This window comes from Kitasatospora sp. NPDC028055, assembly GCF_040637885.1.
Lineage (GTDB): Bacteria > Actinomycetota > Actinomycetes > Streptomycetales > Streptomycetaceae > Kitasatospora.
Window position 1 is genome coordinate 1 of sequence record NZ_JBEZXE010000011.1, and the last position, 12,767, is coordinate 12,767.

At 71.2% G+C, this 12,767-nt stretch carries 10 protein-coding genes; 7 read left to right on the forward strand and 3 right to left on the reverse strand.

Annotated features, from left to right (window positions below; translation table 11 throughout):
- Window positions 1–283: 283 nt before the first annotated feature.
- The 7 genes from AB0F71_RS14610 to AB0F71_RS14640 all read left to right on the forward strand — a co-directional run bounded on the left by AB0F71_RS14610 (window position 284) and on the right by AB0F71_RS14640 (window position 9,303).
- A complete protein-coding gene (locus AB0F71_RS14610) occupies window positions 284–1,477 on the forward strand; it encodes an Ig-like domain-containing protein (RefSeq protein ID WP_360232898.1) in 1,194 nt (397 codons plus the stop codon).
- A 205-nt stretch (window positions 1,478–1,682) separates the two neighbouring features.
- Window positions 1,683–2,873: an Ig-like domain-containing protein gene (locus AB0F71_RS14615; protein WP_360232901.1), complete on the forward strand. Its 1,191-nt coding sequence runs from the start codon at window positions 1,683–1,685 to the stop codon at window positions 2,871–2,873.
- Between the two features lie 163 nt (window positions 2,874–3,036).
- Window positions 3,037–4,263 (forward strand): Ig-like domain-containing protein, encoded by a 1,227-nt coding sequence (locus AB0F71_RS14620; protein ID WP_360232904.1) that lies wholly within the window; start codon window positions 3,037–3,039, stop codon window positions 4,261–4,263.
- A gap of 209 nt (window positions 4,264–4,472) precedes the next feature.
- Window positions 4,473–4,970 carry an ATP-binding protein gene (locus tag AB0F71_RS14625; protein ID WP_360232907.1) on the forward strand — a complete coding sequence of 166 codons (498 nt, stop codon included), beginning with the start codon at window positions 4,473–4,475 and terminating at the stop codon, window positions 4,968–4,970.
- A 591-nt stretch (window positions 4,971–5,561) separates the two neighbouring features.
- Window positions 5,562–7,532, forward strand: a complete 1,971-nt coding sequence (locus AB0F71_RS14630) for a ricin-type beta-trefoil lectin domain protein (protein ID WP_360232910.1) — start codon at window positions 5,562–5,564, stop codon at window positions 7,530–7,532.
- A gap of 331 nt (window positions 7,533–7,863) precedes the next feature.
- Window positions 7,864–8,724 (forward strand): EamA family transporter, encoded by an 861-nt coding sequence (locus AB0F71_RS14635; RefSeq protein WP_360232913.1) that lies wholly within the window; start codon window positions 7,864–7,866, stop codon window positions 8,722–8,724.
- 123 nt (window positions 8,725–8,847) lie between these two features.
- Window positions 8,848–9,303: a nuclear transport factor 2 family protein gene (locus AB0F71_RS14640; RefSeq protein ID WP_360232916.1), complete on the forward strand. Its 456-nt coding sequence runs from the start codon at window positions 8,848–8,850 to the stop codon at window positions 9,301–9,303.
- 150 nt (window positions 9,304–9,453) lie between these two features.
- Here AB0F71_RS14640 and AB0F71_RS14645 read toward each other — a convergent pair whose 3' ends face one another.
- The 3 genes from AB0F71_RS14645 to gcvH form a co-directional block, all read right to left on the reverse strand.
- Window positions 9,454–10,821: an L-serine ammonia-lyase gene (locus tag AB0F71_RS14645; protein WP_360232919.1), complete on the reverse strand. Its 1,368-nt coding sequence runs from the start codon at window positions 10,819–10,821 to the stop codon at window positions 9,454–9,456.
- A gap of 186 nt (window positions 10,822–11,007) precedes the next feature.
- Window positions 11,008–12,288 carry a serine hydroxymethyltransferase gene (glyA, locus tag AB0F71_RS14650; RefSeq protein WP_360232922.1) on the reverse strand — a complete coding sequence of 427 codons (1,281 nt, stop codon included), beginning with the start codon at window positions 12,286–12,288 and terminating at the stop codon, window positions 11,008–11,010.
- A gap of 82 nt (window positions 12,289–12,370) precedes the next feature.
- Window positions 12,371–12,751 carry a glycine cleavage system protein GcvH gene (gene gcvH, locus AB0F71_RS14655; protein WP_360232925.1) on the reverse strand — a complete coding sequence of 127 codons (381 nt, stop codon included), beginning with the start codon at window positions 12,749–12,751 and terminating at the stop codon, window positions 12,371–12,373.
- Window positions 12,752–12,767 lie beyond the last annotated feature (16 nt).

Below are 12,767 nucleotides of genomic sequence, written 5' to 3' on the forward strand. Positions count from 1 at the left end.
GTTGGCGGTCTGAAAATCACCCGTCACGCCCCTCTCCGCACCCACCCCCTCCACCGCCCCCTCCCGCAGCGCGTCCCTCTCGCCTGGGGTGGGTGAGGGGGTGGGGGGTTGGTGGGGGTGGGTGAGTGCGGGTGGGTGGGTGGGTGCCGGTGGGTGGGTGGGTGAGTGCCGGTGGGTGGGTGGGTGCTGCGGGTTGGGGGCGCGTGTCCTGGGGTGGTTGGGGGTCGTTGTTCCCGGAGTCCGGTGTTCCAGGTGTCGGATCCGAGTAGTGGGAGGCCCCGGGATGCGGCGCTGGGTGGCGGCGGTGGTGTGCTGTCTGGCTGTGGTCAGTGGGTGTGGTGGGTCGGGTGGGGGGTCGGCGGGGGGCGGGGTGCACATGCCGCCTCCGGCGGTGTCGCGGGCGGTGTTGGCGGTGGTGCCGGCGGACGGGGCGCAGGACGTGCCGTCGGAGGGGCCGGTGCGGGTGAGTGTGACGCAGGGGCGGCTGGTGTCGGTGCGGCTGGCCGATGCGAAGGGGGTCGAGCTGCCGGGGGTGATCGGTGCGGACGGTGCCAGTTGGGCGCCGGAGGGGGCGTTGCCGCTGGGGACGGCGTTCACCCTGGACTCGGTCGCGGAGGACGACCAGGGGCAGCGGGCGGCCCTGCACTCGGAGTTCTCCACGGCGGCCCGGGCGCACACCTTCGTGGCGTTCTTCACGCCGGAGGACGGGTCCACGGTCGGGGTGGGGATGCCGGTCTCGCTGCGGTTCAGCCGGCCGATCGCCGACCGGGCGGCGGTGGAGCGGGCCGTACAGGTCACCGCGGACCCGCCGGTGCCGGTGGCGGCGCACTGGTTCGGCAACCAGCGCCTGGACGTCCGTCCGCGGCAGTACTGGGCGGCCGGCACCAGGGTGACGGTGGCGCTGCGGCTCAAGGACGTACAGGGGGCGCCGGGGGAGCTCGGCAGCCAGAACCGGGACCTGCACTTCACGGTGGGCCGGGCGCAGGTGTCCACGGTGGACCTGGACGCGCACACCCTGACGGTCCGGTCCGGGCCGGGCGGCAAGGTGGTGCGGGTGCTCAAGGTCTCCGGGGGCAGCCCCGAGCACTCCACCTACCGGGGGGTGATGGTGGTGTCGGAGAAGTACAAGCTGACCCGGATGAATTCGCAGACCGTCGGAATGGGCGACGAGTACGACATCAAGGACGTCCCGCACGCGATGCGGCTGACCGCCTCCGGCACCTTCCTGCACGGCAACTACTGGACGGACCCCGGGGTGTTCGGCACCGCGAACACCAGCCACGGCTGCATCGGGCTGGCGGACGCCAAGGGGGGCGCCGGCAAGGACACTCCGGCGGGGTGGCTGTTCGAGCACACCCTCCCCGGGGACGTGGTCGAGGTGCGGGCCTCGGCGGGGGACGTCGTGCCGCCGTCGAACGGGCTGAACGGCTGGAACCTGCCGTGGGACCAGTGGGTGGCGGGCAGCGCGCTGCGGTAGGCCACCTCCCCGGGACCCCCTCAGACCCCCCGGTTATCCTGCTCCGGCGCGTCGGGCCCGACGCGAAAGATCGGGACCCGGTGCAACTCTTCCGGTCGCCCGTCGCGTCAAGTGAGTGAGTACCTGGAGGGGAGATTCCGTGAAGACGGGGAACACGGCCGGCGCTGCGATACGCACCGGTGGGCGATACCGGCGCAGGGGCGCGATGGCACTGGTCATGGGCAGCGTGCTGCTGCTCACCGCGGCGTGCAACGACGACAAGGGCGGCACCTCGGCGGACGCGGCGGCGACCGCCCCGGCGGACGCCGGTGGGACGACCGCCCCCGGCGGCGGCAACGCGGCCTCGCCGAAGACCTCGGCGGCCGTGCTCTCGGTGTCGGCGAAGGACGGCGCCCAGGACGTCGCGCCGAACGGGCTCCAGGTCTCCGTCGCCAGCGGCAAGCTGACCGCGGTCGAGGTGACCGACAAGAACGGCAAGCCGGTCGAGGGCGCGATCACCCCGGACGGCGCCGGTTGGAAGCCCGCGGCGGCGCTCGCCGTCGGCATGACGTACAAGGTGAACGCGCAGGCGAAGGACGACGCCGGGCTGGTTGCCGCGTCGACCACCTCGTTCACCACGCTGACGCCGGAGAAGAAGGCCTCGGCCAACGACAACATCGCCGACGGCGGCACCTACGGCGTCGGCATGATCGTCTCGGTGAACTTCACCAAGGACGTCAAGAACAAGGACGCCGTCCTCAAGGGCATCTCCTTCGAGACCGACAACGGCACCGTGGTCAAGGGGCACTGGTTCGACAGCCGCCGGGTGGACTTCCGCCCGGAGGAGTACTGGAAGCCGGGCACCAAGGTGACCATCAAGTACCGGTTGAAGAGCGTCGAGATCGCGCCGGGCGTCTACGGCGACGTGGACAAGGACGAGCCGTTCACCATCGGCCGGTCGATGGTCTCCACCGCGGACGCCAAGACCCACAAGATGACCGTCGAGCGGGACGGCAAGAGCACCGTCCTGCCGGTCACCCTGGGCGCGGACGCGACGCCGTCCTGGGGCGGGACCATGGTGATCATGGACAAGGAGCCGGTCACCCGGATGAACTCGCAGACCGTCGGTCTGGGCGGCGAGTACGACATCCAGGACGTGCCGCACGCGATGAGGCTGACCACCTCCGGCACCTTCCTGCACGGCAACTACTGGTCCAACCCGTTCGGCAAGTCCAACGGCAGCCACGGCTGCATCTCGATGCAGGACGTGAAGGGCGGCAGCGACTCCTCGGTCGCGGGCAAGTTCTACAACGACTCGATGGTCGGCGACGTGGTGAAGATCGTGAACACCAAGGAGAAGACCGTCTCGCCCTCCAACGGGCTGGGCGGCTGGAACGTGTCCTGGGTCAACTGGTAGGCCCGCAGGTTTTGTCGTCGAGCGGCCCGGACCTCACCCGTTGGGGTCGGGCCGCTCGGTTTTCGGGGCGAAAGACCCTCGAATGGCGCAACCTTTCCGGTGGCTCGACACATCTATGGGGCGGGTCCGTCGTGACCGCGGGGAGCAAGGGAGGGAATCGGCGATGAGGTCGATACGCAGAGTGGTGGCCGTCGGACTGGTCGGCGGGGCGATGACGTTGACCGCGGCCTGTGGCGGCGGCAACGGGGGCGGCAGCGGGAGCGGCGCCGCCAAGGCCGACCTGGGGGCCGGTGCCGGGGCCTCGGCGTCCGCCGCGGCGCCCAGCAGCTCGGTGCCGAAGGTGTCCACGGCCGCGGTGAGCATAGAGCCGAAGAACGGCGCGGTGGACGTGGCGCCGGGCGCGCTCAAGATCGGCGCGACAGGCGGCAAGCTGACCACCGTCAAGGTGAGCGACAAGGCGGGCAAGGAGGTCCCCGGCACGATCGCCGCCGACGGCGCCAGCTGGACCCCGTCCACCGGCCTCGCGGTGGGCACCGCCTACCAGGTCAGCGCGATGGCGGCGGACGCCAACGGCGCGGTCGCCGAGGCGGACAGCAGCTTCACCACGCTGACCCCGGCGGCGCTCGCCAAGGCCGTGGACAACGTGGACGACAACGCGACGTACGGCGTCGGCATGATCGTCTCGGTGGACTTCAGCAAGGACGTCCAGAACAAGGACGCCGTGCTGAAGGGCATCTCCTTCGAGACCGACAACGGCACCGTGGTCAAGGGCCACTGGTTCGACGACCGCCGGCTGGACTTCCGCCCGGAGGAGTACTGGAAGCCGGGCACCAAGGTGACGGTGCACTACCGCCTCAAGAGCGTGGAGATCGCCCCCGGGGTGTACGGCGCGGACCGGGACGAGCCCTTCACGATCGGGCGATCCCAGATCTCGACGGTTGACGCCGCCGCGCACCGGATGACGGTGGTCCGGGACGGGCAGTCCAGCGACATCGACATCACCTCCGGTTCGGACCAACACCCCACCTGGAACGGCACGATGGTGGTCATGGCCAAGGAGGACACGGTGCGGATGCAGTCCAGCACCCTGCCCGGCATGACCGGCGCCCCGTACGACCTCCAGGTGCCGCACTCGATCCGGCTGACCACCAGCGGGACGTACGTGCACGGCAACTACTGGAGCGGCTCCGCCTTCGGCGAGGACAACGTCAGCCACGGCTGCGTGGGCCTGCGCGACGTCAAGGGCGGCGGGGAGGGCACCTCGATGGGCAAGTTCTACGCGGGCACGCTGGTCGGGGACGTCGTCACCGTGAAGAACTCCATCAAGAAGGAGCCGCTCGACCCGGCGAACGGGCTGAGCGGCTGGAACCTGCCGTGGAGCAAGTGGTAACCGCCTGGTAGGCGGGGTTCGTCGTCAACCCGGGCTTGACTTCGGTCGGCCCGGGTCGACGCTTTTCCGGGGTCGGGTTGCTGGAGGCATATGCCGACTCGGGGGAGATCGTTTGCTCATTGTCCGTACGCGGCCGCTTGCGTTCCGCAATGATGGACCGCATGGCGGGTTGGGGCGAAACAGATCAGTCATCGGTTCCCGCGGCCGGCGTGGTCGCACAGGCGTCGTGGATCGACGTCCAGGGTGCGCTCTCGGCGCTGGAGCGGCTCAGCTCCGAGGAGCTGCAGGAGATGTACACCGGCAGACTGTGCGACCAGTCCGCGCCCAACGAGGCGCGGCTGCCGTCCCGGCCGGAGTCGGGCCCGGTGGCCCGTCGGCTGGTCCTGAACGTCCTGGAGTCCTGGGAGCTCCACCAGCACCTGGAGGCGGGCGAACTGCTGACCAGCGAGCTGGTCTCCAACGCCGTCCGGCACGCCGCCGGGCGCACCATCGGACTGTACGTCAGCCGCAAGCCCGGGTGGCTGCGGATCGAGGTCCGGGACTCCTCCCGCGCGCTGCCCTGCATGATCCTCGCCGAGCCCCGGCCGGTGAACGAGCGCGGCCGCGGGTTGAAGATCGTCGACGACCTCGCCGACCGCTGGGGGGCCGACCTGCTGCCGCGGGGCAAGGGCGTGTGGTTCGAGCTGAGGGTCCGCGAGCGGGGCTGAGGCCGCCGGTCCGTTCCGGCTGCGGATACGCGCAGGGCCCCCAGGTTCGCCGTGGTCGGCGGTGGGGGCCCCTGCAAGTCATCGCGCGGCCAAGGGGGTGCGTGTCGCGCGATGGGCGTCGGCAGTGCCAGGTCGGGCCCGCCGAAGTTCTCGATGTCTCGACTATCGCACGAGTCTCAGCATGTGGGCAAACCGGGCGTCTTGGATTGCAAGGTTTGTAACCTACTTCACCTTTGGATTTTGCATAGGTTCACGCTTCGGCCTGTGAATATTCACGATCCTGTCGGTGGTCACCGCTCCTGATCACTGCTCGGTGGACGCGTGCGGGTGCGTGGCTCGGGGGTGTGACGGCCAGGGCGGCCGAGGGTGCGGGTCGCGGGCGGGACGGCCGCGAGGGGGCGGCCGCGAGGGGGGACGGCGGGCCCGGCCCGGAAGATATCGATTCGTGATAACCGTCCGGCATTTCCGGGCGGCGCGTAAAAATGTGTCGGTCCTTTTCGCCCGGGACGTATGGATGTCGTCAACGGCCGCACTGCGGCGGGATTTCCGGCCCTACCATCCAGCTTTACCGAGAAGAAGGATGGATTTGACGTGGAATCCCTGTCCCGCCTGAAACGCGCCCTGGCTTGCGGGCTCGCCGCGGTCGCCGTTTTCGGCGGCCTGTCCGTACAGGCCCCGACGGCGTCGGCGGCGCCCCCCGTGGACACCACCTGCGGAACCCCGGCCGCCGTGGGCGGCGGCAACTGCATGACTGCGCTGATCAGTTCGGCCTTCGACATGATCAGGGGCATGCGTGCCGCGGCCAACAACAACAAGCTGGACAACGCGGAGTTCACCCAGAGCACCGCGAGCAAGTTGAGCCAGAAGTTCCCGGGGTTCAACGTTCTGGTGTACAAGACGGTGGGCACCGACCTGTACGACACCGAATGGTTCAAGGGCGAGTACAAGGCCGACATGCGCGGGGTGCTGCTCGACACCACGTACAAGCTCAATCATTTCCTGGACAAGGACAAGAAGGATCCCTCCGGCTACGACGTGTTCCGCATCTGGGTCTTCCAGGGGGACTCGACGTTCCGGAACCGGACCGACGGCGGCTTCATGAACTGGGCGTTCGTCGGCAACGACGGCGACAGCGTCAAGAAGGAGTCGTGGACCTGCCGGTCGGGCACCGCGCGGCCCTACAAGTGCGACGGCGACGTGCGCAGCATCCACTTCCCCGGGCGGTCCGGCTACGGCACCAGGACCGGCAGCCTGACCCCCGACTCCAGTCGCCCCGGCTACCACGCCTGCCTGGACGTCAGCGGCAACGGCACCGCGAACGGCACCCCCGTGCAGCTGTGGGAGTGCAACGGCGGCGACGCGCAGAAGTGGACCTACAACGGCTACCGGCTCCAGGCGGCCAACGGCAAGTGCCTCGACCTGCCGGGCAACAACACCGCGAACGGCAACAAGCTCCAGGTCTGGGACTGCCTGGACAACCCCGGGCAGCGCTGGAACATGTCGGCCAGCGGCGGGTTCCGGCACCTGGTGGACCAGGAGGACCGCTCCAAGGACGTCTGCATCGACGACTACAGCGGCCGGACCGGCAACGGCAGCCCGGTGGTGGCCTGGGGCTGCGGCTCCGAGGACAAGCGGGACGCGCCCAACCAGAACTGGGCCTGGGGCGGCACCCCGCCGACCACCACCCCGACCACACCCGCCAACGGCGCCGACGTGACCCTCAAGCTCGACAACGGGCTGGGCGCCGTTCCGGTCAGCGGTTCCGCCGGCGCGTCGGTCGTCGCCGGGATCCGGGGTGGCAGCGAATCCAAGTGGAAGCTCACCCCGGTGGGTGGCGGCCGCTACCGGATCACCAGCTCCTACGGGCTGGAACTCACCGAGAGCGGCGGCTACCTGGCCGAGCTCCAGCCGTGGAGCGACTCCTCCCAGCAGAAGTGGCAGCTCGTCCCGGTCGGCAACGGCAAGTACCGGATCCGGATCTCCGGGGACGACTGCCTCGCCCACGACGCCGACTTCAAGCAGCTCGGGGTGTGGACGTGCAAGTCGGGCTGGCAGCAGGAGTGGGTGCTGGAGGGCTACTCCGGCGGCGTGATCACGCCGACCGACCCGACCACGCCGACCAAGCCCCCGACGACCGGCGGCGGTGGTGGCGGGGGCGGTGCCGGCGTCCCGACCGAGCGGCCGCTGTTCCTCAAGCTCGCCAACGGGCTGGGCGCGACCGCGCCCAACGAGACCGCGAGCTGGGGTTCGCCGATCGTCGGCGGGATCCTGGGGGCCAAGGGGTCCCGCTGGACGATCAAGCCGCTGGGCGGGGACCGCTACCGGATCGTCAACGACCTCGGGTTCAACCTCACCGAGAACCCGGCGACCTACGTCGCCGAGCAGCAGGCCTGGGGCGACACCTCAAACCAGAAGTGGCAGTTCAAGAGCCTCGGCGACGGCAAGTACCGGATCCAGATCGGTGACGACGACTGCCTCACCCACGACTCCGACTTCAAGCAGCTCGGGGTGTGGACCTGTGAGGGCGGCTGGAAGCAGGAGTGGACCTTCCAGCTCCTCTGACCGCTCCTCCGCGGTGCGTGGGAAGTCGGCCCGGCCGACTTCCCGCGCGGCACCGGCTCCGGCCCCGGTAACCTCGGGGGCGTGAACCCTTACTGGCACGTCGCACTGCCACCGCTCCGCGCCTGATCGGGCGCCCGCTCCGGTGGCTTGATCCCCGCAGCCCCCTCCAGGGGCCCTGCGGCGTGCGCCCGTTCTCGGAACCAGTCCCCTCGACGGTCCTCGACGACGGAAGTTCACGACTGTGCCGAATCGTTTCTCAGCGCCTGCGCCCACGTCCGCGCGCGCTCGACTGACCCCCGCCCCCCGCCGTACCCGTCCGATCGACGGGCCGGTGCCGATCCTGGCCTCCGCGCTGCTGTGGGGCACCACCGGGACGGCCGCCTCGTTCGCGCCCGCGGGCGCTCCGGCGGCCGGGATCGGGGCGGCGGCCCTGATGCTCGGCGGAATGCTGCTGTTCCTCACCGACCGCGCCGCCTGGTCGCTGCCCCGGGTGTGCGGGGCGGGCGAGCGGTGGCTGCTGCTGGTCGGGGCGGTGGCCGTGGTGGGGTACCCGGTCACCTTCTACCCGGCGGTGACCCGGACCGGGGTCGCGGTCTCCACCGTGATCGCCCTCGGCAGCGCGCCGGTGTTCACCGGGCTGCTCGGCCGGCTCGCCCGGCAGGGCCGCCCCGGCGCCCGGTGGGCCGGGGCGACGGCGCTGGCCGTGCTCGGCTGCGCGGTGCTGGTGCTCGGGCCCGAACTCCTCGGCGGCGGTGCGGCGGTGGACCTCCCGGGGGTGCTGCTGGCGGCGCTCGCCGGGCTCTCGTACGCGGTGTACTCGCTGATCGCCGGGCGGCTGATCGCGGCCGGGCGCCCGGCCGGCGGGGTGATGGGCGCGATGTTCGGCGGGGCGGCGGTGCTGGTGCTGCCGGTGCTCGCCCTGGGCCCGGTGGGCTGGCTGCTCTCGGCGCGCGGCGCGGGCACAGTGCTGCACCTCGGGGTGGTCACCACCTTCCTCGCCTACCGGCTCTTCGGCCACGGCCTGCGCCACACCCCGGCGCAGACCGCCACCACCCTCACCCTCGCCGAACCCGCCGTCGCCGCCGTCCTCGGCGTCGCAGCCCTGGGCGAGCGCCTCCCGGCCCTCTCCTGGTGCGGCCTCGCCGTCCTCGCGGGCGGCCTGGCAGTACTCACGCTCCCCGGCCGGCGCTGAGGCGTGTCTCGGTGTACGGCCGGTGCTGGGTAGGGTGGGGCGGACCGAATGAGCTGTGGGGGCCAAGTCTGGTGCTGTGACGGTGTCCTGACTGATCCTCTGCCGTCGAAGGGGGCGCTCGTCATGTCGGAATCCGCTGTGCCCGGTCCGGTGGAGCTGCTGGCCCGTTACCGGCGGGCGATGCTCGAGCTGGATGCGGACGCGCTGGCCGGGCTGTACGCCGAGGACGGGGTGCACGAGTTCCCGTTCCTGTTCCCGGGGATGCCCGAGTGCTACCGGGGGCGGGAGGAGGTCCGGGCCGGGTACCGGGCCGCGTGGGGGGCGAGCGAGGCCCGGCCGCGGGAGATCAGGGAGGTGGCCGTCCATCCGGGGGCGGATCCCGAGGTGCTCACCGTCGAGCAGGTGGTGATCGGGACGGTCGCCACCACCGGTGCGCCGTTCGCCCTCCCGGGCCTGCTGGTGCTGCGGGCCCGGGACGGGCTGCTGGTGCACGTCCGGGACTACATGGACGGCCTCGGCGTCGCCCACGCGATGGGGCGGCTGGGCGCGGTGGCCGCGCGCCTGGAGGGCCGGGCCTGAGGGCCGGGCCCCAGGCCTGCGGCGCAGATGGCGAAGTGGGTGGCGATGCCGTCGAGGACGGGTCCGGGGAGTGTCCAGGGAGAATTCGATGCACGAGCGGCCCCCGGGTGGATCCGATCCACCCGGGGGCCGCTCGTCAGCGCGCCGCGATCAGCACTCGATGACGTTCACGGCGAGGCCGCCGCGCGAGGTCTCCTTGTACTTGATCTTCATGTCCGCCCCGGTCTCCTTCATCGTCTTGATCGCCTTGTCCAGCGAGACGTGGTGGCGCCCGTCGCCGCGCAGCGCCATCCGGGCCGCGGTGACGGCCTTGACCGAGGCCATGCCGTTGCGCTCGATGCACGGGATCTGGACCAGGCCGCCGACCGGGTCGCAGGTGAGGCCGAGGTTGTGCTCGATGCCGATCTCGGCGGCGTTCTCGACCTGCTCGGGGGTGCCGCCGAGGACCTCGGCGAGGCCGCCCGCGGCCATCGAGCAGGCGGAGCCGACCTCGCCCTGGCAGCCGACCTCGGCGCCGGAGATGGAGGCGTTCTCCTTGAAGAGCATGCCGATGGCGCCGGCCGCGAGCAGGAAGCGCACGATGCCGTCGTCGTCGGCGCCCGGGATGAAGTTCAGGTAGTAGTGCAGGGTGGCGGGGATGATCCCGGCCGCGCCGTTGGTCGGCGCGGTGACCACCCGGCGGCCGGAGGCGTTCTCCTCGTTGACCGCCATCGCGTAGAGGGTCACCCACTCCATCGCGTTGGCCGGGCCGATGCCCTCGGCCCGCAGCGCCCGGGCCGCGGCCGCCGCCCGGCGGCGCACCTTGAGGCCGCCCGGCAGGATGCCCTCACGGGACATGCCGGCCCGCACGCACTCCTGCATGACCCGCCAGATCTCCAGCAGTCCGGTGCGGATCTCCTCCTCGGTGCGCCAGGCCTTCTCGTTCTCCAGCATCAGGCCGGAGATCGACAGCCCGGTCTCCCGGCTGAGCCGCAGCAGTTCGTCGCCGGTGCGGAAGGGGTACTTGAGCACGGTGTCGTCGGGCTTGACCCGGTCCGCGCCGATCGCGTCCTCGTCCACGACGAAGCCGCCGCCGACCGAGTAGTAGGTCTTCTCCAGCAGCGTCGAGCCGTCCGCCGCGTACGCCCACAGGGTCATGCCGTTGGCGTGGTACGGCAGCGAGCGGCGCCGGTGCAGGATCAGCCGGTCGTCCGGGTCGAAGTCGACGGTGTGCTCGCCGAGCAGCGAGATCCGCTTCTCGGCGGTGATCCGCTCGACGTCCTTGTCGGCCTGGTCGACGTCGACGGTGCGGGGCGAGTTGCCCTCCAGGCCCAGCAGGACGGCCTTCGGGGTGCCGTGGCCGTGGCCGGTGGCGCCCAGGGAGCCGTAGAGCTCGGCGCGCAGGCCGGTCACCTGCTCCAGCAGGCCTTCGGAACGCAGGCGGCGGGCGAACATCCGGGCGGCGCGCATCGGGCCGACGGTGTGGGAGCTCGACGGGCCGATGCCGATGGAGAAGAGGTCGAAGACACTGATGGCCACGGAGGACGTCCTTGTCTGGTCTCGTGGAAGGACTTGCGGGCAGGGCGGCGGGCGGGGCGGGCTGACAAGGGACGGGGCACCGCGCGCACTGTCCAGTGTGCGCGGTGCCCCGGGGTCCCCGGTACGCCGGCGGAGTGAGGCCGGTCACCCGGAGCCGGACGGCCCGGCGGACCGGGCCGCTCCGGATCAGCCCTGGTCGGCCAGGTTCGGGTAGAGCGGGTACTTCTCGGCCAGGGCGGTGACCCGGGCCTTGAGCGCGGCGGCGACGGTCTCGTCGAAGGCGGGCTTGAGCGCCTCGGCGATGATGTCGGCGACCTCGCGGAAGTCCTCGGCGACGAAGCCGCGGGTGGCCAGGGCCGGGGTGCCGATCCGCAGGCCCGAGGTGACCATCGGCGGGCGCGGGTCGTTCGGGACGGCGTTGCGGTTGACCGTGATGCCGACCTCGTGCAGCCGGTCCTCGGCCTGCTGGCCGTCGAGCTGGCTGTTGCGCAGGTCGACCAGGACCAGGTGGACGTCGGTGCCGCCGGACAGCACGGTGGCGCCGGCCTCGGCGACGTCGGCCTGGAGCAGGCGCTCGGCGAGGATCTTGGCGCCCTCCAGGGTGCGCTGCTGGCGCTCCTTGAAGTCCTCCGAGGCGGCGACCTTGAAGGCGACGGCCTTGCCCGCGATCACGTGCTCCAGCGGACCGCCCTGCTGGCCCGGGAAGACCGCGGAGTTGATCTTCTTGGCCCACTCGGCCTTGGACAGGATGACGCCGCCGCGCGGGCCGCCCAGGGTCTTGTGGGTGGTGGTGGTGACCACGTCCGCGTACGGCACCGGGTTCGGGTGCAGGCCCGCGGCCACCAGGCCGGCGAAGTGCGCCATGTCCACCATGAGCAGGGCGCCGACCTCGTCGGCGACCCGGCGGAACGCGGCGAAGTCCAGCTGGCGCGGGTAGGCGGACCAGCCGGCGATGATCAGCTTCGGCTGGTGCTCCTTGGCGAGGCGCTCGACCTCGGCCATGTCGACCTGGCCGGTCTTCTCGTCGACGTGGTACGCGACCACGTTGTAGAGCTTGCCGGAGAAGTTGATCTTCATGCCGTGGGTCAGGTGACCGCCGTGGGCCAGGTTCAGGCCCAGGATGGTGTCGCCCGGCTGGATCAGCGCGAACATCGCGGCGGCGTTGGCCTGCGCGCCCGAGTGCGGCTGGACGTTGGCGTGCTCGGCGCCGAACAGGGCCTTCACCCGGTCGATCGCGATCTGCTCGACCACGTCGACGTGCTCGCAACCGCCGTAGTACCGGCGGCCGGGGTAACCCTCGGCGTACTTGTTGGTGAGCACCGAACCCTGGGCCTCCATGACCGCCACCGGGGCGAAGTTCTCGGAGGCGATCATCTCCAGCGTGGTCTGCTGGCGGTGCAGCTCGGCGTCGACCGCGGCGGCGATCTCCGGGTCGAGGGCGTGCAGGGACTGGTTGAGAACCGTCATGGTGTGGTCTTCCCGGGGAGGAGAGCGGAGGGACGGTGGGAGTGGGACGGACCGCCGTGCTGCGGTCCGTCCCGGGGGTGGCTCAGCCCTCGGCGTGGGTGAGCGCGTCGTACTCGGCGGCGCTGAGCAGCGTGTCGGTGGCCTCCACGCGGACCTTGAACAGCCAGCCGCCCTCGAACGGGGCGCTGTTGACCAGGCTGTTGTCGTCCAGGACGTCCTCGTTGACCTCGGTGACCTCGCCGGTCACCGGGGAGTACAGGTCGCTGACCGACTTGGTCGACTCCAGCTCGCCACAGGTCTCGCCGGCGGTCACCGTGTCGCCGACCGCGGGCAGCTGCACGTAGACGATGTCACCGAGCGCGTCGGCGGCGTGCTTGGTGATGCCGACCGTCGAGACACCGTCCTCGGCGGCGGTCAGCCACTCGTGCTCCTTGGTGTACTGCAGGTGCTGGGGGTTGCTCATGGCGTCATTCTCCAGG

What these genes read in the sequence shown, in the direction of transcription:
- glyA (WP_360232922.1), bottom strand. Translation starts at nt 12,288, where the DNA reads ATGACGGTTCTCAACCAGTCCCTGCACGCCCTCGACCCGGAGATCGCC.
- AB0F71_RS14640 (WP_360232916.1), top strand. Translation starts at nt 8,848, where the DNA reads ATGTCGGAATCCGCTGTGCCCGGTCCGGTGGAGCTGCTGGCCCGTTAC.
- AB0F71_RS14615 (WP_360232901.1), top strand. Translation starts at nt 1,683, where the DNA reads ATGGCACTGGTCATGGGCAGCGTGCTGCTGCTCACCGCGGCGTGCAAC.
- AB0F71_RS14610 (WP_360232898.1), top strand. Translation starts at nt 284, where the DNA reads ATGCGGCGCTGGGTGGCGGCGGTGGTGTGCTGTCTGGCTGTGGTCAGT.
- AB0F71_RS14620 (WP_360232904.1), top strand. Translation starts at nt 3,037, where the DNA reads ATGAGGTCGATACGCAGAGTGGTGGCCGTCGGACTGGTCGGCGGGGCG.
- gcvH (WP_360232925.1), bottom strand. Translation starts at nt 12,751, where the DNA reads ATGAGCAACCCCCAGCACCTGCAGTACACCAAGGAGCACGAGTGGCTG.